This window comes from Leisingera aquaemixtae (assembly GCF_001458395.1).
Taxonomy (GTDB): Bacteria; Pseudomonadota; Alphaproteobacteria; order Rhodobacterales; family Rhodobacteraceae; genus Leisingera; species Leisingera aquaemixtae.
In genome coordinates this window covers 178,984-200,672 of the sequence record NZ_CYSR01000010.1, presented here as the reverse complement: position 1 = coordinate 200,672, position 21,689 = coordinate 178,984, and the positions used below count along the sequence as shown (strand labels likewise).

Here is a 21,689-nt window from a genome sequence, read left to right as displayed (position 1 = left end):
GTCAAGCGGACAGTTCCGCGCGCAGTGACGCGCACTGTAACCGTGCAACTGGTCAGGGGCGGCCGGACAGCCCGGCCAGGCTGAGACCGGTGCGCAGCCGCCGCAGCGGCGCCTGCGCCGTGTAGGGAAAGCCTGCGGCCGCCTGATCCAGCGTCAGCGGCGCGCCGGCAAGCCTGCCGCAGGCCGCTGCTGCCTCCTCGAAGCTGCCGAGGGCGGCCAGGCTGGCGCAATGCAGAACCAGCGCATGCTGGGCCCCGGGCTCCAGCGCCAGGGCTTCGGCGGCAGCGGCGGCAGCCTCCGCCTCGTGCCCGGCGGCCAGCCGGATGGCGGCCTGCACGGTCAGAACGGCCGGCTGCGGGACCGGGTCAAGGCGGCGGACCTGATCCAGCACCTTCTGCGCCGCACCGCCCTGCCCCGCCAGATGCAGCAGCCAGGCGCGCGTCAGCTGGCCCGAAGCGTCATTGGGGTAGTCCTCCGCCAGGGTTTCGGCGCGTTGCAACGCCTCGGCGGATTGGCCCGCGAATTGCGCCGCCAGCGCCCGCAGCTGCAACACGGCGGCCCCTTGCGGCAAGCCCGCGGTCATCTGCGCGGCCTCAGGAGCACGCTGCGGCAGGCCCGCCAGCGGGCCGGACAGCGGGTCCAGGTGCCACAGCGCGGCAAGCGCCTGCGCCTCCGGCCAGTCCGGTGCCAGCTGCAGTGCCCGCTGCAAGGAATGCTTTGCGCCGCTGCGGTCGCCCTGCTGCATCATGCTGCGGGCTGTGAAGAGCTGCAGGACGGCGTCATCTGAGGTAGCGCCCGAGGGGGCAAGTTCCGGCACCGCCTTGCCGAAATACCGGACAACACTGGCCGCCAGCGCCGCGGCAAGCCCGGAGACCGCATCCTGCGGCTGCGGCGGCAGGATGCTGAGCGGCTCCGCCCCGGTGCCGGCCTGGAGGATCTCCAGCCTGACCCCATCCTGCAGACGGCCCGGCAGATGGCCGGTGACCACAAAATCCGCGTCCAGAAGGGCGGCCGCTTCGGCGGGCAGCAGGCCCTCGGCGGCGCGGGTGCTGCCCGGTGCGATGACGCGGATCCCCCCGGCCGGCGCCAGGCTGCGGATCACCTCCTCTGACAGCATACGGGCGACAGCGGGCTGCAGCTGGCCTGCGGTGAAGGGCAGGACAGCGATCACCGGGCGGCCCTCGAAGGCGGCGGCAGCCGGGCTGCCGGGCGCCACCGCCGCGGCGCTGTTCTGCTGCGCCGCCTGCTGCCAGCCCCAAAGGCCGGCCGCAGCGGCGGCGACCGCGAGGCTCCCTGCCAGAACCAGCACGGCAGGCCGCATGGCCTTGTGCGGTCTGGCAGCCCTGGGTTTGGGCGGCGGCGGTCTGCTGCGCAGGCTGGGCAGCGAGGTCAGCTCCTGCCCCAGCACATAGACATGCACCGGCTGCGGAATGTTCTTGACCTCATGCAGGCCCAGATCCTCAAACGCATAGGGGATGCGGCCCTGCACCTGCGCGTAAGCCGCAGCCGACAGCGCCACCCCGCCCAGCGGTGCCAGCGCCTCCAGCCGGGCGGCGATATTGACGTCGTCGCCGTAGACATCGCCCTGGGCAATCAGCACCTCGCCCAGGGTAACGCCGATCCGCAGTTGCAGATGACGGTTGCGGGCGGCGCCGGCCTGCACCTCCGCCGCGGCCTCCACCGCCGAGATCACGCTGGGAAAGATGGCCAGCACCCCGTCGCCCATCAGCTTGACGATGCGGCCCTGACGGCCGCGGATCGCCGGGGCGATCAGGCTTTGCTGCTGCGCCAGAACCTGGTTCAGCGTGCCGGCGTCATCCTCGGCCATCAGGCGGCTGAACCCGGCGATATCCAGCACGAAGATGGCAGCAAGGCGTCTTTGCGGTTTGTCTGGCACGGGCTGGCCTCAGGAACCGGGGCAACAGGGAGCGGAAACGTGATGCGAGCTTAGCCCGCGCGGCCCGGCCCGCAAAGCACTGCGTTCATTCGCCGAACCGGTAGCGGTGCAGGCTGGCGCCGTTTTCCCGCAGCCAGGCGCGGGGGGCTTGCCAGCGCCCGTGGATCCGCTCCACCGTGTCCCAGAACGCCTGCGAGTGGTTCATTTCCGCAAGATGCGCGACCTCATGGGCGGCCACATAGCGCAGCACCGCAGGCGGCGCCAGGATCAGCCGCCAGGAATACATCAGCGCGCCGTCCGCCGTGCAGGAGCCCCAGCGCGAACGGGTGTCGCGCAGGGTCAGCCGGCTGTAGCCCTTACCGAGCCGCGCGGCATAGAAATCGGAGGCCTCTGCCAGACGGTTGCGCGCCAGCTCCTTCAGGTAGCGCTGCAGCGGCCGCGCCGGGCGGTCCCCCGGCACAGCAATCCGCCCCGCCTCCAGCTGGATCCGCCGCCCGACGGCACGCTCGACCACCCGGTCCTGGCCGTCGATTGGCAGCAGCGCGCCAAACTCCGCCTGCACCGCCTCGGGGTGTTTTTGCAGATGGCCGCGGATCCAGTCGGCCTTTTCCTCGGCGAAGGCCAGCGCGGCGCGTTCCGGCAGGCTTTTGGGCAGGGTCAGCGTCACCCGCCCGTCGAGCGAGGAAATCCGCAGGCTGATCCGCCGCGCCCGCCCCGACCGGCGCAGGGTCAGCGGCACCGGCGGATCTCCGGGCAGGTGATAGTCGGCCATGCGCGCCCCCTTCCAGGCAAAGGCTTTGACAGTGCCCCCCTCATATGGCAAGGCACCGGAATCGTCGATACGACTCACCAGTAAATCAAGGGGATCCACATGCCCAAGGAAGAATGGGGTGTAAAGCGCGTCTGCCCTACCACTGGAAAGCGCTTTTATGACCTGAACAAGAACCCGATCGTCAGCCCCTACACCGGCGAGGTCGTGGAGCTGGATACCGGTAAGACCCGGATGATCGAGGCGGATGCCGAAGACGCGGCAACCCTGAAGGCCAAAGAGAACATGGACACGGATGACGTGGTCCTGGATGATGACGACGACGTTGATGTCGATCTGGGCGATGATGTCCTGGATGATGACGATGATGACGACAACGTCTCGCTGGACGATATTGCCGACATGTCGTCGCCGGACGACGATTCCTGAGGCAATTCAAGCTGTTCGGGGAAGCGTTTGGCCTTCCCCGGACCGCACTCCAGGGAGGGGCGGAAAAAAATCGGACACCGGCGCATTTTCCGCTTGCAGCCCGCGCCGCCGTCCCGTAAACGACGCTCACACCGCAAGACGGGCCGCACCGGCAACGGAACGGACACTGAAAAGCGGACAGGTTTGGGGCCTTAGCTCAGTTGGGAGAGCGCTTGCATGGCATGCAAGAGGTCAGGGGTTCGACTCCCCTAGGCTCCACCAAATCTTCATGAAACGCATCGTGTAGTTCAGCTGCCTTTGGCATACGCATTTCTGTTCCTTACGCAACCGGCGCCATGAACCTCCCTGCTCTGCCACGTGCTTGCGGATCAGCCCTGCGGGACGACGTGATCTTTCACCGTATGCTCAACAAGGCCCGCTTCTAACGATTAGAAAGGGGCCGTTTGCAGTGACGAATCCTGCGCAGGCCTGCAATATTGCAGAAGCTTCACTGCAATGACCGGCCTTCCGGAAAGAACCGCAAAGCATGATTGCCTATATCACAGTCGGTGCGGATGATCTCGCGCGCGCGAAACGGTTTTATTCCGCGTTCCTGCCCGCCCTTGGTTACCAGCTGAAGGAGGGGCCTGCGGGACTGAGTTTCAGCCTGCCGGTCAAACCGGGTCAATCCCCCGTGCAGCCGGACTTTTACGTTAAACCCCCTTTCGATGGACGCCCGGCCTCGGCCGGCAACGGCTCTATGGCCGCGTTCGAGGCGCGCAGCCAAAAGCAGGTGCGCGATCTTCACGCCGCCGCGCTTCTCGCAGGCGGTTCCGGCGAGGGCCAGCCGGGCTTTCGCGCCGATTACGGACCGCACTTCTACGCCGGCTATCTTCGCGACCCCCAAGGCAACAAGATCGCACTTTTCTCCAGCAATCCGAATGAGCCAGGGCGCGACGGATAGCGGGGATACCGCGGCGGACAACAGCCATCCGCCGCATTGCGGAAGGCCGGAATAACCGGCGCTGACCGCGCATCCGCCGCCCCGGACTGAGCGTCGGCCCGGCACGGGCACACCCCGAACTGTCAGGACATTGCCGGGCAGCGCCCGGATGCCGGCGGCGCTGGAGCCCGGATGGGATCAGGGGAGGCAGCCCCCTTTGCGGATAGCGGCGTTTGCCTCCAGCTGCAGGCAGCTGCGCCGCGCTGCCTTGAAGTTCATCCCGCTGCGTTCAAGCGGTTTTACCCCGGAGGCCAACAGGTGCGCCCTTTGCCGCCTTTCAATCCACTGACTAATCTGCGCACAATGGGGCGCACGTCTTCTGGTGCGCATTCAGATCAGGCCGCTGCCGGTCCGGCGCCCCCCTCCAAGGCACCGCTTCGACGGACGGCGCGCTGCGGCGGCTCACGTAATGCTCACAAACCGTGACGCGACAAAAGGTTGCCTGCCACTCCCTGAGCCTTAAGGTAGGTTCTGCCAGCCCCTGCGGAGATCCTCGCATGAAAGATCAAGCCCCCGCGCCGGACCTCCGTCCGGACACCGCGCAGCCAGACCTTCCCGCCAAGCCGCCCGGGCTGCATGAGCGGGCGCTGCATCTGATGGCCCGGCTGCTGCCGCTGGCCTTTTTCCGCCGCCCGCCCAAGATCATCATCATCGACGCCACCAACAGCTGCAACCTGCGCTGCCCGGTCTGCCCCGTCACCTTTGCGATGAGCCGCAAGCGCGGCATGATGAAACCGCATGTGTTCCGCAAGATCATCGACGACTTCAAGGATCAGCCGGAAAAACCCGCGATCTACTTCAGCTTCTCGGGTGAGCCGACGCTGCACAAGGACCTGCCCGATTTCATCGCCTATGCCCATGAAAATGGCCACGACACCTACTTGTCCACCAACGCCACCCGCCTGACGCCGGAGATGAGCGAGCGGCTGATCCGCTCCGGGCTCGCACGGGTGAACCTCTGCATGGACGGGTTCTCCAAGGAGGCGCAGGAGGCTTACCGGGTCAATTCCGACTTCGATAACGTCAAGGCAAGCATCGAGGAATTCCTCAGCATCAAGAAAGACCTGGGCTTCAAAACCCCAATCACCGTGCTGCAGACGCTGCTGACCAGCTACTCTGAGCCGCAGATGGACGAAATGGAAGCCTGGGCGCGGGAGGCGGGTTTTGACCGGGTGCGGTTCAAGACCTTCTCGATCGGCTCTTACACCTCTGCCGATCAGAAACGCGAGTTCGCCCACTTCCTGCCGCGCCAGAAGAAACTGCGCCGCCACCCGCGCCACACCAGCCACGCGCTGTGCACGGTGCCGCTGTTCCAATCCGTGGTGTTCTGGAACGGCGACCTGGGCCTGTGCTGCATCGACTATGACCAGGTGATTCAGCTGCCCAATGTGGAGGAGGACGGCTTCCTGGCCGCCTACCGCTCGGACGAGGCCGCCCGCGCCCGCAAGCGCGGCTTCCTGAAGCAGTTCGGCATCTGCAAGACCTGCTCCTTCTCCAACGCCGAAAACATGGGCATCCGCCGCGACCTGAAAAAATAGACTTTTGCGGCCTTCATCTTTCCCCAAATACTCTGGGGGTGAAGGCCGCCAGGCCGAGGGGGCAAAGCCCCCTTCCCTTTACCGCTGCAGCAAGATCGGGAACCAGTCTTCGCGCAGGCGCTGGCCGGGCTGCATACCGTGGCCCGGAAACGGCGGCGAGGTGCGGCCCGGCCGCTCCACATAGCGCGCGTCATCGCCCACCAGCCGCAGCGAAAACGCGCGGCGGCGAGAGGCCGAGGTATTGCCGCGGGCGCCGTGCAGGGTCTTGTAGTTGAAGGCCACCGCATCGCCCGGCTGCATCGGGTATTCCAGCACCGTCATGCCTTCGGCATCCGGATCCGGGACGGGCATGTACTGGCCCTCGTCCGGAAAGAAATCCTCCTCCGATACCCAGCGGGTCGGCAGCACTTCCTTCTCCCATTTGTGGGAGCCGGCCACGCAGCGCAGGGTGGCCTCTTTCACCTCATCCAGCGGCGACCAGAAGCTGATGGTCTGCTCCCCCTCGACAAAATAGTAGGGGCCGTCCTGATGCCAGGGAGTGGCCATCGAGGTGCCCGGCTCCTTGACCAGCACATGGTCATGGAACATTTGCACTGACTGGGATTGCATCAGGTCGGCGGCGACTTCGGCAACCGGGGATTCTTCAATCGCTTGCTGGAATTCGGGAATGCGGGTCCAGTTACAGTAGTCATCAAAGAACCGGCCGGTCTGCCCGGCCTTTTCGTTGTCCGACGCATAAGGCCCGGGGTTTTCCATATTGGCCGCAACGCCTGCACGCAGCAGTTCGGTTTGATCTGCGAACAGGCCGCGGATCAGGACCACGCCGTCGCGCTGGAACTGCGCCACATGTTCCGGGGTGATGAGGGGGTGGACCATTGCTGTCTCCGCTGCTGAATGATGCAATTCCGATGCGCCATTCCTGCCGCGGTAGAGGTATAGTTTCAAATCATATCTTTTTAAGGTACCCTTCGACACATGTTATACCTGACCCTGCGCCATTACGAATATGTCTGCGCCGTCGCCCGGCACGGCAGCCTGTCGGCGGCGGCGGATGCCGTTCATGTAAGCCAGCCCGCGCTTTCGGCGGCGCTGAGCCGGATCGAGGAGCACTTGGGCCATGCGCTGTTTCTGCGCAGGCGCGGCGCGGCGCTGGCGCTGACGCCGCAAGGGCGGCGGTTTGCCGGGCAGGCGCAGGCGCTGCTGGATCAGGCGGCGCGGCTGGAAAACTCCAGCAACGCCGGTGCCATGCACAAGATGACTCTGGTCTGCTTCTCCGACTTGGCCCCGTTTTTGCTGGCCCCTGCCCTGAAGGCCCTGCGCGCGGCCCTGCCCGATGTGGAGGTCAGCCACCGTGCCTGCGGCTTTGAACCGTTGATTTCCGCGCTGAGCACAGGCGCGGCGGATCTGGCCATCACCTATGACCTGGGGCTGGATGCGGCTTTCAGCCGGGCCGAGCTGGACAGGATCGCGCCGCATGCGCTGGTGCCGCCGGAGCATCCGCTGGCACAGCGTCGCGGCCTGTCGCTGGCGGAGCTGTCGCAGCACCCGCTGGTGCTGTCGCAGGAAGGGCTGTCGGTGCAGCACATGCTGGGTCTGTTCAAGATGCAGGGACTGGTGCCGCGGATTGCGCACCGGGCGGAGACGCTGGAGCTGCTGCGCAGCCTGGCTGCCAATGGCGAGGGCGTGGGGATCAGCTACAGCCTGCCGCCCGGCGGAATCAGTTATGACGGCAAAGCCCTATGCGCGGTGCCGGTCACGGATGCGGCGGCGCAGGAGCCGGTGATTCTGGCAGCCCACACAGGAATGCCGGAGGCGTCCCCGGCCTTCAAAGCACATGAAATTCTCCGCAAAGCGCTGAGCGCCCGCCGGTCAGACCTTGCGCAGGCGGATCACCACATCGACTGAGGCGATCTCCATCCCCTCCGGCGCTTCCGGCAGCTTGTGAATCACCAGATCCTGCGCGGGCGCATCGCTGACCCGGCCCTCGTCCTCCCAGAAGAAATGCGGGTGGTCATGGGTGTTTGTGTCGAAATAGCTTTTGGAGCCGTCCAGCGGGATTTCCTGCAGCACGCCCGCATCGCAGAACGCGCGCAGGGTGTTGTAGACGGTCGCCAGCGACACCGCGGCACCCTTTTTCTTGGCCGACTCGAACAGGCTTTCGGCGGTGATATGGCGGTGCTTGCCGTCGCCGACCAGCAATTCGGCAAGCGCAACCCGCTGCCGGGTGGGTCTCAGCCCGGCCTCTGTCAGCCAGCGTGTGGCCACTTCTTCGCTGTTTGGCGTCATGAACAGGTCCTGCATCGCGTTGCTGACCGTATATATAGGAGCAACACCCAAGGTTTTTCAAATGAAATTCATTCTCAGCTGAACTCCCCTTTCCGGTGCGTCTGTGGCACATTCAGCGCAGGAAGTGACGCGGGGTCCCCTTGCAGGACCCTTTCGCGCGGTGCTACAGGGAGCCAGATATATAGACCCGAACCCCAGGCAGGAGAGACGCCCGAATGGCCGATTACCCCAGCAGCTTTGACAAGAACGATTTGCTGAAATGCGCGCGGGGCGAGCTGTTTGGGCCGGGCAACGCCCAGCTGCCGGCGCCGCCGATGCTGATGATGGACCGCATCACCGAGATTTCCGGCGACGGCGGCGAGCATGGCAAAGGCCATGTGATAGCAGAGTTCGACATCACCCCGGACCTGTGGTTTTTTGACTGCCATTTCCCGGGCAACCCGATCATGCCCGGCTGCCTGGGCCTGGACGGCCTGTGGCAGCTAACCGGCTTCAACCTGGGCTGGCGCGGCTGGAAGGGCCGCGGCTATGCGCTGGGTGTGGGTGAGGTGAAGCTCACCGGCATGGTGCGCCCGGACCGCAAGATGCTGACCTACCGCGTCAACTTCACCAAGGCGGTGCAAACCCGCCGCCTGACCATGGGTGTCGCCGACGGCATCGTCGAGGCCGACGGGGACGTGATCTATCAGGTCAAAGATATGAAAGTGGCCCTGTCCGAGAGCTGACAGGCTTTCCGGCAGGACAAGAGTCACAGGAACAGGAGTACGCACATGCGCCGCGTCGTCGTCACCGGTCTGGGGATTGTCTCCTCCATCGGGAACAATGCCGAAGAAGTCACAGCCTCGCTGAAAGCCGGTAAATCCGGCATCGTTGCCAGCCCGGAAATGGCCGAGCACGGTTTCCGCAGCCAAGTGGCCGGCACGCTCAAGATTGATGTGGCTGAGCATGTGGACAAGCGCGCCCTGCGTTTCATGGGCCCCGGTGCGGCCTACGCCCATATCGCCATGAGCCAGGCGATTGCCGATGCGGGCCTCAGCGAAGATCACGTGGTGAACGAGCGCACTGGTCTGGTGGCCGGGTCCGGCGGCCCGTCCACCTCGGCCATGCTGGCGGCGCATCAGACCGTGCTGAAGACCGGCGCGACCAAGCGCATCGGCCCGTTTGCGGTGCCGAAGTGCATGTCCTCGACCATCTCGGCCAACCTGGCGACCGCGTTCAAGATCAAGGGCATCAACTACTCGATCACCTCGGCCTGCTCCACCTCGCTGCACTGCATCGGCAATGCGGCCGAGCAGATCATGATGGGCAAGCAGGATGTGATGTTCGCGGGCGGCGGCGAGGAGCTGGACTGGACGCTGAGCTGCCTGTTCGATGCGATGGGGGCGATGTCCTCCAAGAAGAACGACGCGCCGGAAAAAGCCTCCCGCGCCTTCGACAAGGACCGCGACGGGTTCGTGATCTCCGGCGGCGGCGGCATCGTGGTGCTGGAAGAGCTGGAGCACGCCAAGGCCCGCGGCGCCAAGATCTATGCCGAGGTAACCGGATTTGCCGCAACTTCTGACGGCCACGACATGGTGGCGCCGTCCGGCGAAGGCGGCGAGCGGGCGATGCGGCTGGCGCTGGCCACCCTGCCCGAGGGCCGCAAGGTGGATTACATTAACGCACACGGCACCTCGACCCCGGTCGGCGATGTCGGCGAGGTTGAAGCCGCGCGCCGGGTGTTCGGCGAGGGCAAGGTGCCGCCGATTTCCTCCACCAAGTCGATGACCGGCCACGCCCAGGGCGCTGCCGGCGCGCTGGAGGCAATCTTCTGCCTCCTGATGCTGGACAACGACTTCATCACGCCGTCGATCAACGTCGACACCCTCGCCGAAGGCATCCTGCCGGGCGAGATTGCCACCGGCCTGGTGGAAAACGCCGGCCTCGACTCGGTGATGACCAACAGCTTCGGCTTTGGCGGCACCAATGGCTCGATGGTTCTGAGCAAGTACAAGGGATAAGTGACGATGGCGGGACTTCTGACCGGCAAGCGCGGCCTGATCATGGGCGTTGCCAACGACCGCTCCATCGCCTGGGGCATTGCCAAGGCCATGGCGGACGCCGGGGCCGAGCTGGCCTTTACCTATCAGGGCGAGGCCTTCGGCAAGCGGCTGGAGCCGCTGGCCCAAAGTGTCGGCTCGGATTTCATGGTCGACGTGGATGTGACCGACGACGCCTCGCTGGACGCCGCGTTCGAACAGCTGGCGGCACGCTGGCCCACGATCGACTTCGTGGTGCATGCGATTGCCTATTCCGACAAGTCGGAGCTGACCGGGCGGTTCCTGAACACCACCCGCGCCAACTTCAAGAACTCGATGGATATCTCCGCCTATTCCTTCATCGAGGTGGCGCGCCGCGCCTACCCGCTGATGAAGGACAATGGCGGTACCCTCCTGACCCTGACCTATCAGGGGTCGAACCGGGTTGTGCCGAACTACAACGTGATGGGCGTGGCCAAGGCGGCGCTGGAATCGGCGACCCGCTATTTGGCCAACGATCTGGGCCCGGAAGGCATCCGGGTGAACGCGATCTCGCCCGGGCCGATGAAGACCCTGGCCGGTGCTGCCATCGGCGGTGCGCGCAAGACCTTCAAGCACACCGCCCAGAACGCGCCGCTGCGCGACAACGCAACGCTGGAGGCCGTTGGCGGCACTGCTGTCTACCTGGCCTCGGACGCCGGCGCCTGCACCACGGGCGAAATCATCCGGGTGGACGGCGGCTTCCACGTGCTGGGGATGCCGCAGCAGGATCACCTGTAACCGCTTCCCCAAAGACCCCTGTTCAAAAAAGGCGCTCCCCCAGGGGGCGCCTTTTTCTGTCTCTTCTCCAAGCTTCAAACAGCGCGCGGTGTTCTGCATCCGGCCTGCGGCGCGCTCCCGCCCGTCGCCGGGCTTCTGGCGAAGCCCGCTCCCGCCCGTCGCCGGGCTTCTGGCGAAGCCCGCTCCCGTTGGGCGTGGCACCGCGCTCTGCGCGGTGCCACGCCCAAGGCCACCAAGCGTCCGCTGGCGCAGCCGGGGGACCTGCGGGCGCGGGAGCACTCCCCGCCCCCGCAGGTGGAACCTTAGTTGATAGACACCAGCTCGATGTCGAAGACCAAATCTTTGCCTGCCAGGAAGTGGTTGGCATCCAGCGTCACGGTCTCTTCGGTCACTTCGACCACGGTGACCGGCAGCACATGGCCGTCGGGGCTTTGCATTTGCAGCTGAGTGCCCAGGTCCAGCGGGATGTCGGCGGGAATGCCTTCGCGCGGGATCTGCTGGCGCGCCTCGGGATTGATCGGGCCGTAGCCATCGGCACAGGCGATTTCCAGCGTCTTCTTCTCGCCGGCTTCCATGCCTTCCAGACCGGCATCCATGCCGGCAATCACCTGGCCTGCGCCCACGGTGAACTCCAGCGGGTCGCGCCCTTCGGAGCTGTCGAAAACGGTGCCATCCGTCAGCTTGCCTGTGTAGTGGATGCGCACGGTGTCGCCGTTTTTTACCCCGGTCATGAGACCTCCAATCGGTTGCGGGTTGATAAAGGGGCGCAGCCTAGCGCCCGCAGATGTGATGTAAACCCGTATGCGGGCAATTTCCGGCTTTGCCAGCCCGCCGCCTTCGTGCAACTCTCGCGGCAACGGAGGGAGCCATGCCGATTACCACCTGTATCTTTGACGCCTACGGGACCCTGTTCGATGTGGCAGCCGCTGCCCGCCAGGCCGCCGGCGAGCCGCAGTTTCCGCATCTGCAGGACAACTGGGCAGACCTGGCCAGCCACTGGCGGCTGAAGCAGCTGCAATACACTTGGCTGCGCGCCATCACCGGGGCCCATGCGGATTTCTGGGATGTGACCCAGGACGGGCTCGACTGGGCGATGGAAGCCGCCGGGCTGGACGGTGACGCCGCCCTGCGCCAGCGGCTCCTAGATCTCTACTGGGAGCTGCAGGCCTACCCGGAGGTGCCCGCGATGCTGAAGGCGCTGAAAGACGCTGGGATGAACACCGCGATCCTGTCGAACGGCTCACCTGCGATGCTGGACGGTGCGGTGCAGTCAGCAGGCCTGGGCGGCGTGCTGGACGACGTGCTGTCGGTGGAAAGCGCCGGCATCTTCAAACCAGACAGCCGCGTTTACGATTTGGTGGGCAAGCGTTTCGGCTGCGCCAAAGACAATGTGCTGTTCGTGTCCTCCAACGGCTGGGATGCGGCGGGGGCTGCGGGGTACGGCTTTGTCACCGCCTGGGTGAACCGGGCGGGGGAGCCGGTGGACAGGCTGCCTTGGAAACCCGCGCATATCCTGCCGGACCTCACCACAATTCCCGACCTTGCCAGGAGCTAGGCGCACCGATGGCGTACTTTGAAACTTCTGACGGGCTGCGGCTGTATTACACGGACAGCGGCGCGGGCCTGCCGCTCCTCTGCCTCGCAGGCCTCACCCGCGACAGCCGGGATTTCCGCTATTTCGCGCCACATGCCGGGCAGTACCGGATGATCACCCTGGACGCGCGCGGCCGGGGGCAGTCGGCGCATGATCCCGCCTTCGCGAACTACAACGTGCTGCGCGAGGCGCAGGATGTGCTGGAGCTGCTGGACCATCTGGGACTGGAGCGCGCCGCGGTGCTTGGAACGTCGCGCGGCGGACTGGTGGCGATGACGCTGGCGGCAATGGCCAAGGACCGGCTGGCGGCGGTGATCCTGAATGACGTGGGCCCGGAGATCCCCCCGGGCGGCATTGCCCGGATCATGGAGTATGTGGGCCGCCGCCCGGCCGCCAAAACCCATGCGCAGGCCGCGCAGACGCTGGCGGCGCTGACGGCGCCGGCCTTCCCGGACGTGCCTGCGTCGCGCTGGCGCGAGGAAGCGGAGGCGTTCTATGACCAGAGCGCAGAGGGGCTAAGCCTGCGCTATGACCCGCGGTTGCGTGACGCACTGCTGGCGCAAGCCGAGGCTGGCCCGGCCCCGGATCTGTGGCCGCTGTTCCTGTCGCTGGAAGGGCTGCCCTGCGGCGTGATCCGCGGCGCGAACTCGGACATTCTGAGCGCCGGAACCTTCGCAGAAATGCAGCGCCGCCTGCCCGGCCTGCACGCGGCGGAGATTGCAAACCGCGGCCATGTGCCGTTTCTGGACGAACCCGAAGCGCTCGCCCTCATTCATTCAGTTCTGGACCACCTCAAATGACCTCTATTGCTATGGTCGACGCCGCGGCGGAGCGGCTGAAGGGCCATGCCCGCGTCACCCCGCTCCTGTCCTCGCCGTTTCTGGACGAGATCGCCGGGCGCCGCCTGTTGGTGAAGGCGGAGTGCCTGCAGCATACCGGATCGTTCAAGTTCCGCGGCGGCTGGTCGGCGGTCTCGGCACTGCCGGAAAAGACGCGCAAGCGCGGTGTCATCGCCTATTCCAGCGGCAACCATGCGCAAGGTGTCGCAGCCGCCGCCAAGGCGCATGAGGTGCCAGCGGTCATCGTGATGCCCGTCGACGCGCCCCGGCTGAAGATCCAGAACACCCGCGATCTGGGCGCCGAGGTGGTGCTGTATGACCGCGCGGGCGGCGAGAGCCGCGAGGCGGTCGGCGCGCAATATGCGGAAGCGCGCGGGCTGACCCTGATCAAGCCCTATGATGAGCCGCAGGTGATCGCGGGCCAAGGCACGACGGGGCTGGAGATCGCGGCACAGGCCGCCGCTGAAGGCGTCACCCGGGCGGATGTGCTGGTCAATTGCGGCGGCGGCGGACTGTCCTCGGGCATTGCGCTGGCGCTGGAGGCCCGCGCGCCGGGCCTGCGGGTGCGGACGGTGGAACCGGAAGGCTTTGACGACGTGGCTAGATCGCTGGCGGCGGGCGAAATCTGCCGGAACCCCAGCCAGTCCGGCTCGATCTGCGACGCGATCCTGACACCGCAGCCGGGGGAGATCACCTTTCCCATCCTCAGCCGGCTGTGCGGGCCGGGGCTGGTGATCACCGAGGAGGAGGCGATGCGGGCGATGGCGCTGGCCTTCCTGCGGCTGAAAATCGTGCTGGAACCCGGCGGTGCGGCATCGCTGGCCGCCGCACTGTTCCACCCCGACCGGATCACCGGCGCCGCGGTGATTGCGGTTGCGACCGGCGGCAATGTCGATGCGGAGCTGTTCCGGGAGGCGCTCTCGCGCTATGCTTGACCCCTGGCCGCGCGTTTCATGGCGCGGCAGTCAGGGGGCCGTCATGACACGCTTCACAATCGCCTCGTTCAACGTCAAGAATCTGATCGGACCGGAGCGGGAATACTACCGCTTTCAAAGCTACACGCCGGAGGAATACGCCTGGAAGGCGGATTGGTTGGCCGACCAGCTGCTGACGCTGAACGCCGACATCGTGGGGTTTCAGGAGATCTTTGACGAAGCGCCGCTGCGCCAGGTCATCGCAGAAACCGACCGGCGCGGGGCGGAGGCCAACGCCGCCAGCATCCCCGACCCTTCCAAACGCTATCACCGCAAGGCGGTTTTTCAGAAGCTGGCGTATGGCTCTTACGCCGAAGCGGAACTGGCCTTTGCCCCCAACCTGAACGACACCGGTGATCCGGGCGAGCGGCGGCCCGGACTGGCAGTGCTGTCGCGGCTTGGCTTTGCGGATGATCCCGAGGTGATTCAGGACCTGGATCAGCCGCTGGACATCCCGATGGCCTGCCTGGGCGAGGAAGAGGACGCAGGTTTTTATACCCTGCGCCGGCTGTCGCGGCCGATCCTGAAGGTGCGGGTGCCGGTTGGGGATCAGGTGATCACCGTGTTCAACTGCCACCTGAAATCGAAACTCGGCGAATACATCAAGCCGCCGGGCGCGCCCTATCCGCCCGAAACCGTGCTGACCGCCTATGATGCGGCGGGACGGGCGATGGGATCGCTGCGGGCGGCGCTGAGGCGGATGGGCGAGGCCTGGGTGCTGCGCCGCGCGGTGCTGGACGAGCTGGAGCAGGGACGCCCGGTGATGGTGCTGGGGGATTTCAACGACGGCGAACCTGCGGTCAGCAGCGAGATCATCGCCGGCGAGATGCCGTTCACGAACTACGCCTGGATGCTGCGCCATGATGCCCGGCACCCCGGCGACCGTTACAGCGCGGAGGAAGACAAACAGATCCGCGAGGACGTCGACCGGGTGCGGCTGCGCTCTGCCGAGAAGATGTTCCTGAATAGATCTTTGCGCAATGTGGTCTATACCACCGCCTTTGGCGGCGTGCATGAAAGTGCCGACCAGATCTATATGTCGCGCCATTTCGACCCGTCCTGGCCCGGTTCCATCGGAGAAATGCAGTATTACAGCGTCTTCAACGATCATCTGGCCGACGGCAGCCACCCGGAGGCGCCTTACAACAAGCCGGCCTCCGATCACGCGCAGATCATGGCCCACATGGAGCTGCGCGGCTGAGGCGGGCCGGAAAAACAGGTTTTTCCGGCCAATTTTCTTTGGAAAGAAAATTCCCCCGCCCGCGGCAGGCGGCTGGTTTACCTCGCCGCCTTGGCGCAGGTAAAGTGCGGCGGAACAGCAAAGAGGCGCTCCATGCAGATTGCAGACCTGGGCGATGTCCAGCTTCATTACCGCATTGACGGGGACCCTGACGGCGCCCCAATCGTTTTTGCCAACTCGCTTGGCACCGACCTCAGGGTCTGGGATGCGGTGGTAGACCGGCTGCCGAAGGGCCTGCGCATCATCCGCTATGACAAGCGCGGGCACGGGCTGTCCTCCTGCCCGCCCGCGCCCTATTCGATGGGTGCGCTGGTGCGCGACGCGGAGCGGCTGCTGGATCACCTGCAAGTGCGCGACTGCATGTTTGTGGGGCTGTCGATCGGCGGCATGATCGCGCAAGGCCTGGCGGTGAAGCGGCTGGATCAGATCAGGGCGCTGGTGCTGTCCAACACCGCCGCTAAGATCGGCACCGCGGAGATGTGGAAAGAGCGGGTGCAGACAGTGCAGTCCGACGGCATCGAAGCGCTGGCCGAAGCGGTGATGGAGCGCTGGTTTGCCCGCGGCTTCCGCGCCACGCCAGAGCTGCAGCTGTGGCGCAACATGCTGGTGCAGCAATCCCGCGACGCCTATGCCGGCTGCTGCGCGGCAATTGCTGGCACCGATTTCTATACCCCCACCAGCGGGCTGCGGCTGCCCTGCCTGGGCATTGCGGGATCTGAGGACGGCTCCACCCCGCCCGATCTGGTGCGCGAGACGGTGGACCTGATCCCCGGCAGCCAGTTTCACCTGATCCGGCGCGCAGGCCACATCGCCTGTGTTGAGCAGCCTGACGAATACGCCGGGCGCCTGACCGCGTTTCTGAGGGAGACCGGGCACATTGGCTGAGTTTCTTCTGGTTCACGGCTCCTGCCATGGCGCCTGGTGCTGGCGCGATGTTGTCCCGGCCCTGGAGGCGCGCGGCCACACCGCCCGCACCCTCACGCTGCCCGGCCATGGCGACGGGCGCGATCCGGCGGGGATCACACTGGCGGAAACTGCTGAGGCAGTGCTGGCGGCCTCGACGCCTGACACCATCGTGCTGGGCCATTCCTGGGCCGGGTTTCCCATTTCCGCCGCGGCAGAGGCCGGTCCTGACAGGTTGCGCGGCCTGATCTACCTGTGCAGCTATATTCCGGTCAGCGGCCTGTCCCTGATTGGCATGCGCAAGGCCGGACCGCGGCAGACGCTGACGGGCGCCACCGCCAAGAACGCGGCTGGCACCAGCTACAGCTTCGTGGCAGAGACCGCGCCGGAGCTGTTCTATCATGACTGCCCGGCTGAAACGGTGGAGTTCGCGCTGGAACACCTGTGTCCGCAGCCGATCCCGCCGCAGGACACGCCAATCCGGCTGGGCGACCGGTTCGAAGGCGTGCCCAAGGCCTATATCCGCTGCACGCAGGACCGGGTGATCCCGCCGGAATACCAGGCGCAGATGGCGGCACAGCTGCCGCCGCAGCGGGTCTTTGAAATGCAAACTTCCCATTCGCCCTTCTTCGCGGACCCCGAGGGGCTCGCGGATCTGATCGGGCACATCGCAAAGGACTTCTGATGGCAGGTTCAGTTTTTGACAGCCAGGTGTATGGCGGCCTGTTCGGCTGCGGCGAGGCTAGCCGCCTGTTTTCGGACAGTGCGGAGGTGCGCGCCATGCTGCTGGTGGAGGGCGCACTGGCCAAGGCCCAGGGCGACGCGGGCGTGATCCCGCAGGAAAGCGCCGCCGCCATCGCCCGTGCGGTGGTGGAAATCGCCGTTGACCCCGGCGTGCTGAAACAGCCCAGCGCGCAGAATGGCGTGCCGGTGCCGGGGCTGGTCGCCGCCTTCCGCGAGGAGATGAAAGCGCCGGAGCACGCGCAGTATGTGCATTGGGGCGCCACCTCGCAGGACATCATGGACAGCGCGCTGATGCTGCGGCTGCGTCAGGTTCTGGCGCTGGTGGAAGCAGACGTGAAGGCCGCTGCGGTATCGCTTGGCGCGCTGGCCAGAGCCCATGCGGACCTGTCGATGGCTGCCCGCACCTATGGGCAGCACGCCACCCCCACCAGTTTCGGGGCGGTGGCGGCTGGCTGGGGCACACCGCTTTTGACCCTGCTGGAGGAGCTGCCCGCGCTGCGCCAGTCGTGCCTGCTGGCCTCCCTGTCGGGTGCAGCGGGAACCTCCGGCGCGCTGGGGCCAAAGGCAGCAGAGGTGCGCGCTGCGATGGCCAAGGGGCTGGCCCTGCAGGATCCGGGGCGCAGCTGGCACACCGATCGCACGCCGATCCTACGGATCGCGGACTGGCTGCTGCGGGTGACGCTGGCGTTCGGCAAAACCGGCGAGGACTGCATCGCGCTGGCGCAGAGTGGCATTTCGGAGATTTCGCTGGGCGGCGCCGGCGCCTCCTCGACGATGCCGCAGAAGCAGAACCCGGTGGCGCCTTCGGTGCTGGCGGCGCTGGCGCGGCAGGGCAGCGGCTTGTTCTCTGTCCTTCAGGGGGCCTCGGTGCAGCAGCATCAGCGCGACGGGGCGGCTTGGTTCAGCGAATGGATGAGCCTGCCGCAGATCGTTCTGGGCGCGGCCAGCGCCGCAAAGACGGGCAAGGACCTGTGCGCTGGCCTGGCACCCGATCCGGAGGCGATGGCCGCCGCGCTGTCCTGCGGGCTGGGCATGATCCACGCCGAGGCGCTGAGCTTTGCCCTGGCAGAGCAGATGCCGCGGCCCGAGGCGCAGGCGGCAGTGAAGGCGCTGTGCCGGGAGGCGCAGGCCTCGCAGACGCCGCTGCGGGAGCTGGTGGCGCGCGACTATCCGGATCTCAACGCGGCGGCGCTGTTCGACCCGGCGCAGCAGATGGGCCGGGCGCCGTGGGATGCCTTGCAGTTTGCCAAACGGGCTGAGGAGCTGGGCAAGCCGTAAAGGACGCCGCGCTCTATCTGCCCGGCGCGCCCTTCTGTCCGGTGCTGCGGCTGATTACCATCGGCTGCACTGCATTCCAGCGCAGCACGTCTTCCGTAACGTAAAACCGAAGCCGGGCTGCCGTATTCCGGCTTGATGCAGCCAAGCCGCCGCGCCACCCTGCCTGAAACGGGGAGGAAAACCATGCAAACCATCAAAGCCGCCGTCTGCCATGCCTTCGGAGCCCCGCTGGTGATCGAACAGGTGAAGCTGGCCCCGCCCGGCATGGGCGAAGTGGAGGTCACGCTGGACGCGGTTGCCATTTGCCACAGCGACATCTCCTATGCCGAAGGCGCCTGGGGTGGGCATCTGCCTGCGGTCTACGGGCATGAGGCCGCCGGGGTGATTACCCGCCTCGGCGGGGGTGTGCAGGGGTTTGCCGAAGGCGACTCCGTTGTGGTCACCCTGATCCGCAGCTGCGGCACCTGCCCGTCCTGCGCAGGCGGCAGGCCGGTGATCTGCGAAACGCCCTATGACGGTGTGAACGGCCCGCTGAAGACAGCCGAAGGCGGGCCGCTGGAGCAGGCCATGGCCTGCGGCGCCTTTGCCGAGAAGGTGGTGGTGGATCAGCGCCAGATCGTGAAGATCCCGGCTGAGATGGGCAAGGACGTCGCGGCGCTGTTGTCCTGCGGGGTGATCACCGGCGTTGGCGCGGCGGTCAACGCCGCCCAGCTGCGGGCGGGGCAGGACGTGGTGGTGATCGGTGTCGGCGGTGTCGGGCTCAACGCCATCCAGGGCGCCCGCATTGCCGGCGCCCGGCGCATCGTCGCGGTGGACATGAGCCAGGAAAAGCTGGACATCGCCAAGGAGTTCGGCGCAACCCACGGGGTTCTGGCAACTGAGGACAAGCCGTGGAAGGCGGCCTTTCAGGCGCTTGGCGGCCGCGGTGCAGACGCGGTGTTGGTCACCGTCGGCGCCATCCCTGCCTACGAGCAGGCCCCGCGCTATCTGGCGCGCGGCGGCAAGGCGGTGCTGATCGGCATGCCGCATTCCGGCGCCAAGGCCAGCTATGAGCCGGTGGTTCTGGCCGCCGTGGGACAGGGGCTGATCGGCTCCAAGATGGGTGATGTGGTGATCCAGCGGGACATTCCCTGGATGGTCGACCTTTACCAGCAGGGCCGCCTGAAACTGGATGAACTGATCTCTGGCCGCTGGTTCCTGGAGCAGATCAACGAGGCCATTGCCGACACCAAGACTGGCTCTGCCAAGCGCAATGTGATTGTGTTTGACTGACACGCACAAACCGGAGCGCAGCACGTGCTGAAATTCCTGACCAGCCTGTTCAAGCCTGAGCCGGTGAAACCGGCCCCGGCCACCTCGGACACGTCGATGCTGTTTGCGGTGGAGGAGATTGTCCCCTTCCTGACGCGGCTTGCGAACAACCCCCGTTTCGGCCTGCCGGGCGGGCTGGCGGCCTCGGTCGCCGCAGGGCTGCCGGACCTTGCCGAGCAGCAGAGCCGCCGCTGGCGCATCGACGGCGGCTTTGACAGGGTGCCTGCGCATTTCGAAATTGAGGTGGTGATGGAGCGCGGCGGCGAGGCAGATGTCACCTTCTTCGCCCCGCAGCCCGCGGTGGAGGAAATCAACAGGGAACTGGCCGCCTTTGATGCGGCGGCGGAGCGGTAGATCATGAAGCTGCAAGACCTGGACGTCATCGTCACTGCCCCGCCTGCTCCCGGCTGGGGCGGGCGCTACTGGATTCTGGTGAAGGTCACCACCGACACCGGCATCACCGGCTGGGGCGAATGCTACGCATCCTCCGTCGGGCCGGACGCAATGACCCATGTGATCCGGGATGTGTTCGAGCGGCACATGGCCGGGGAAAACCCCGAGAACATCGAGCTGATGTTCCGCCGGGCCTATTCCTCAGGCTTCACCCAGCGCCCGGACCTGACGGTGATGGGCGCGTTTTCGGGACTGGAGATCGCCTGCTGGGACATCCTCGGCAAAGACCGGGGGCGTCCGGTTCACGCCTTGCTCGGCGGGCGGATGAACGAGCGCATCCGCGCCTATACATACCTCTACCCGCTGCCGCAGCATGATATGACCGCCTTCTGGACCTCGCCCGGAATGGCTGCCGAGGCCGCAGCGCAGAAAGTGAGCGAAGGCTACACCGCGCTGAAGTTCGACCCGGCAGGCCCCTATACCCTGCGCGGCGGACACATGCCTGCAATGTCCGACATTTCGCTGTCGGTGGCGTTCTGCAAGGCAATCCGCGAGGCGGTTGGCGATAAGGCGGATCTGCTGTTTGGCACTCACGGCCAGTTCACCACCGCAGGCGCCATCCGCCTGGGTCAGGCGCTGGAGCCCTATTCGCCGCTGTGGTTCGAGGAACCCACCCCGCCCGACAACATCGAAGACATGGCGCGGGTTGCCCGCAGCGTGCGCATTCCCGTGGCCACGGGCGAGCGGATGACCACAAAATCCGAATTCGCCGCGGTGCTGCGCGCCGGGGCCGCAGAAATCCTGCAGCCCGCCCTGGGACGGGCCGGCGGCATTTGGGAAATGAAAAAGGTCGCGGCGATTGCCGAGGTCTTCAACGCCCAGATGGCACCGCATCTGTACGCTGGGCCGGTGGAATGGGCCGCGAACATTCACCTCGCCGCCTCGATCCCCAACATTTTGCTGCTGGAGACCATCGAGACCCCGTTCCACGACCAGCTGATCAAGGGCTCGATCCGGGTCGAAAACGGCTTTGTCACTCCGCCGGATGCGCCCGGGCTGGGCATTGATGTGGACGAAGCTCTGGCGCGCGCGCATCCCTTCACCGGCAGCGATCTGCACCTCAACATGCAGCAGGCGCCCTGCGATTATGCCAAGGGCAATGCCTTCGCCGGTGGCTCTCCGCCTATTGTGGAATGAAACGCAACTGCGGGGTGACTCGGCTGCCGGAAGTGGTCATGTTGCCGGCAAAAGACGACCGCAGGACCTGAGCATTGACCCTTTCGCCCCAAGACGCCCTTCCCCCGGAAACCCCTCAGAACATGCAAGAAAGCGCCGCCGCCGCGGCTGCCTTCCTCAAGGCGCTGGCCCATGAGGGAAGGCTGATGATTCTGTGCCACTTAGGCGCGGGCGAACGGTCGGTCGGTGAACTGGAGGCGCTGTTGGACATGCGCCAGGCTGCGGTTAGCCAGATGCTGGCCCGGCTGCGCGAGGAAGGCCTGGTTGCCACCCGGCGCGACGGAAAAACGGTGTATTACTCGCTGCAGGATCCGAAGACAGAAGAAACCATTGCCCTGCTTTACAAGCATTTCTGCAGCGGCATCTGAGCGGCCGGGCAGCAGCCCGTTCTGAAACCAATGGCCTGCCCCGAAGCGGCAGCCGCGCTGCGCTTTGCGCAGCGCCACGCCCAACCGGAAGGGCGCATTCTGCGAATGCG

General features: G+C 66.0%; 23 protein-coding genes and 1 tRNA gene. 19 read left to right on the top strand and 5 right to left on the bottom strand.

The window, feature by feature from the left end; translation table 11 throughout:
* Positions 1 to 52 precede the first annotated feature (52 nt).
* Both PHA8399_RS04680 and PHA8399_RS04675 read right to left on the bottom strand, forming a co-directional pair.
* Complete coding sequence (locus PHA8399_RS04680) at positions 53 to 1,858, bottom strand: adenylate/guanylate cyclase domain-containing protein (RefSeq protein ID WP_244270151.1); 1,806 nt, start codon at positions 1,856 to 1,858, stop codon at positions 53 to 55.
* Positions 1,859 to 1,982: 124 nt separating this feature from the next.
* Positions 1,983 to 2,669 (bottom strand): M48 family metallopeptidase, encoded by a 687-nt coding sequence (locus PHA8399_RS04675; protein ID WP_058285025.1) that lies wholly within the window; start codon positions 2,667 to 2,669, stop codon positions 1,983 to 1,985.
* Between the two features lie 99 nt (positions 2,670 to 2,768).
* Between PHA8399_RS04675 and PHA8399_RS04670 the strand changes: the two genes are divergently transcribed.
* The 4 genes from PHA8399_RS04670 to PHA8399_RS04655 all read left to right on the top strand — a co-directional run bounded on the left by PHA8399_RS04670 (position 2,769) and on the right by PHA8399_RS04655 (position 5,615).
* Complete coding sequence (locus tag PHA8399_RS04670; protein ID WP_058285024.1) at positions 2,769 to 3,095, top strand: TIGR02300 family protein; 327 nt, start codon at positions 2,769 to 2,771, stop codon at positions 3,093 to 3,095.
* A 185-nt stretch (positions 3,096 to 3,280) separates the two neighbouring features.
* A tRNA-Ala gene (locus PHA8399_RS04665) sits at positions 3,281 to 3,356 on the top strand.
* A gap of 265 nt (positions 3,357 to 3,621) precedes the next feature.
* Complete coding sequence (locus PHA8399_RS04660) at positions 3,622 to 4,038, top strand: VOC family protein (protein WP_058285023.1); 417 nt, start codon at positions 3,622 to 3,624, stop codon at positions 4,036 to 4,038.
* A gap of 536 nt (positions 4,039 to 4,574) precedes the next feature.
* Positions 4,575 to 5,615 carry a radical SAM/SPASM domain-containing protein gene (locus PHA8399_RS04655; RefSeq protein WP_058285022.1) on the top strand — a complete coding sequence of 347 codons (1,041 nt, stop codon included), beginning with the start codon at positions 4,575 to 4,577 and terminating at the stop codon, positions 5,613 to 5,615.
* Between the two features lie 78 nt (positions 5,616 to 5,693).
* On the opposite strand, the gene PHA8399_RS04650 is transcribed toward PHA8399_RS04655, so the two are convergent.
* Positions 5,694 to 6,491, bottom strand: coding sequence for a phytanoyl-CoA dioxygenase family protein (locus PHA8399_RS04650; RefSeq protein ID WP_058285021.1), 798 nt, complete (start codon positions 6,489 to 6,491; stop codon positions 5,694 to 5,696).
* A 99-nt stretch (positions 6,492 to 6,590) separates the two neighbouring features.
* On the opposite strand from PHA8399_RS04650, the gene PHA8399_RS04645 reads away from it, so the two are divergent.
* Positions 6,591 to 7,520 (top strand): LysR family transcriptional regulator, encoded by a 930-nt coding sequence (locus tag PHA8399_RS04645; RefSeq protein WP_058285020.1) that lies wholly within the window; start codon positions 6,591 to 6,593, stop codon positions 7,518 to 7,520.
* On the opposite strand, the gene irrA is transcribed toward PHA8399_RS04645, so the two are convergent.
* On the bottom strand, positions 7,485 to 7,901 hold the full coding sequence (gene irrA, locus PHA8399_RS04640) for an iron response transcriptional regulator IrrA (RefSeq protein WP_058285244.1): 417 nt from the start codon (positions 7,899 to 7,901) through the stop codon (positions 7,485 to 7,487). The two genes, PHA8399_RS04645 and irrA, sit on opposite strands and share 36 nt — an antisense overlap.
* Positions 7,902 to 8,116: 215 nt before the next feature.
* Here irrA and fabA point away from each other — a divergent pair, with 215 nt between their 5' ends.
* The 3 genes from fabA to PHA8399_RS04625 are packed head-to-tail and all read left to right on the top strand — an operon-like array spanning position 8,117 to position 10,699.
* The gene (fabA, locus tag PHA8399_RS04635; protein ID WP_058285019.1) at positions 8,117 to 8,626 is read left to right on the top strand and encodes a bifunctional 3-hydroxydecanoyl-ACP dehydratase/trans-2-decenoyl-ACP isomerase; all 510 of its coding nucleotides are present in this window, start codon (positions 8,117 to 8,119) and stop codon (positions 8,624 to 8,626) included.
* Positions 8,627 to 8,671: 45 nt separating this feature from the next.
* Positions 8,672 to 9,901, top strand: coding sequence for a beta-ketoacyl-ACP synthase I (gene fabB / locus PHA8399_RS04630; protein WP_058285018.1), 1,230 nt, complete (start codon positions 8,672 to 8,674; stop codon positions 9,899 to 9,901).
* Positions 9,902 to 9,907: 6 nt separating this feature from the next.
* On the top strand, positions 9,908 to 10,699 hold the full coding sequence (locus PHA8399_RS04625; protein ID WP_058285017.1) for an enoyl-ACP reductase FabI: 792 nt from the start codon (positions 9,908 to 9,910) through the stop codon (positions 10,697 to 10,699).
* 302 nt (positions 10,700 to 11,001) lie between these two features.
* Here the strand turns inward: PHA8399_RS04625 and PHA8399_RS04620 are convergent, their stop codons facing one another.
* Positions 11,002 to 11,430: an FKBP-type peptidyl-prolyl cis-trans isomerase gene (locus PHA8399_RS04620; RefSeq protein ID WP_058285016.1), complete on the bottom strand. Its 429-nt coding sequence runs from the start codon at positions 11,428 to 11,430 to the stop codon at positions 11,002 to 11,004.
* A gap of 137 nt (positions 11,431 to 11,567) precedes the next feature.
* Here PHA8399_RS04620 and PHA8399_RS04615 point away from each other — a divergent pair, with 137 nt between their 5' ends.
* The 11 genes from PHA8399_RS04615 to PHA8399_RS04565 all read left to right on the top strand — a co-directional run bounded on the left by PHA8399_RS04615 (position 11,568) and on the right by PHA8399_RS04565 (position 21,579).
* Positions 11,568 to 12,254 carry a haloacid dehalogenase type II gene (locus PHA8399_RS04615; RefSeq protein WP_058285015.1) on the top strand — a complete coding sequence of 229 codons (687 nt, stop codon included), beginning with the start codon at positions 11,568 to 11,570 and terminating at the stop codon, positions 12,252 to 12,254.
* Between the two features lie 8 nt (positions 12,255 to 12,262).
* Positions 12,263 to 13,093: an alpha/beta fold hydrolase gene (locus PHA8399_RS04610; protein ID WP_058285014.1), complete on the top strand. Its 831-nt coding sequence runs from the start codon at positions 12,263 to 12,265 to the stop codon at positions 13,091 to 13,093.
* On the top strand, positions 13,090 to 14,067 hold the full coding sequence (locus tag PHA8399_RS04605; RefSeq protein ID WP_058285013.1) for a threonine ammonia-lyase: 978 nt from the start codon (positions 13,090 to 13,092) through the stop codon (positions 14,065 to 14,067). The genes PHA8399_RS04610 and PHA8399_RS04605 overlap by 4 nt, the downstream gene beginning before the upstream one ends.
* Positions 14,068 to 14,110: 43 nt before the next feature.
* On the top strand, positions 14,111 to 15,307 hold the full coding sequence (locus PHA8399_RS04600) for an endonuclease/exonuclease/phosphatase family protein (protein ID WP_058285012.1): 1,197 nt from the start codon (positions 14,111 to 14,113) through the stop codon (positions 15,305 to 15,307).
* Between the two features lie 132 nt (positions 15,308 to 15,439).
* The gene (gene pcaD / locus PHA8399_RS04595) at positions 15,440 to 16,231 is read left to right on the top strand and encodes a 3-oxoadipate enol-lactonase (protein ID WP_058285011.1); all 792 of its coding nucleotides are present in this window, start codon (positions 15,440 to 15,442) and stop codon (positions 16,229 to 16,231) included.
* Complete coding sequence (locus PHA8399_RS04590) at positions 16,224 to 16,934, top strand: alpha/beta fold hydrolase (protein ID WP_058285010.1); 711 nt, start codon at positions 16,224 to 16,226, stop codon at positions 16,932 to 16,934. The genes pcaD and PHA8399_RS04590 overlap by 8 nt, the downstream gene beginning before the upstream one ends.
* Positions 16,934 to 18,271 carry a class-II fumarase/aspartase family protein gene (locus tag PHA8399_RS04585; RefSeq protein WP_058285009.1) on the top strand — a complete coding sequence of 446 codons (1,338 nt, stop codon included), beginning with the start codon at positions 16,934 to 16,936 and terminating at the stop codon, positions 18,269 to 18,271. The genes PHA8399_RS04590 and PHA8399_RS04585 overlap by 1 nt, the downstream gene beginning before the upstream one ends.
* Positions 18,272 to 18,454: 183 nt before the next feature.
* Positions 18,455 to 19,543 carry a Zn-dependent alcohol dehydrogenase gene (locus tag PHA8399_RS04580; RefSeq protein ID WP_058285008.1) on the top strand — a complete coding sequence of 363 codons (1,089 nt, stop codon included), beginning with the start codon at positions 18,455 to 18,457 and terminating at the stop codon, positions 19,541 to 19,543.
* Positions 19,544 to 19,567: 24 nt separating this feature from the next.
* Positions 19,568 to 19,936 (top strand): hypothetical protein, encoded by a 369-nt coding sequence (locus PHA8399_RS04575; RefSeq protein ID WP_058285007.1) that lies wholly within the window; start codon positions 19,568 to 19,570, stop codon positions 19,934 to 19,936.
* A gap of 3 nt (positions 19,937 to 19,939) precedes the next feature.
* Positions 19,940 to 21,172, top strand: a complete 1,233-nt coding sequence (locus PHA8399_RS04570; RefSeq protein ID WP_058285006.1) for a mandelate racemase/muconate lactonizing enzyme family protein — start codon at positions 19,940 to 19,942, stop codon at positions 21,170 to 21,172.
* A 122-nt stretch (positions 21,173 to 21,294) separates the two neighbouring features.
* Positions 21,295 to 21,579 carry an ArsR/SmtB family transcription factor gene (locus tag PHA8399_RS04565; RefSeq protein ID WP_058285005.1) on the top strand — a complete coding sequence of 95 codons (285 nt, stop codon included), beginning with the start codon at positions 21,295 to 21,297 and terminating at the stop codon, positions 21,577 to 21,579.
* The last annotated feature ends 110 nt before the right edge of the window (positions 21,580 to 21,689 follow it).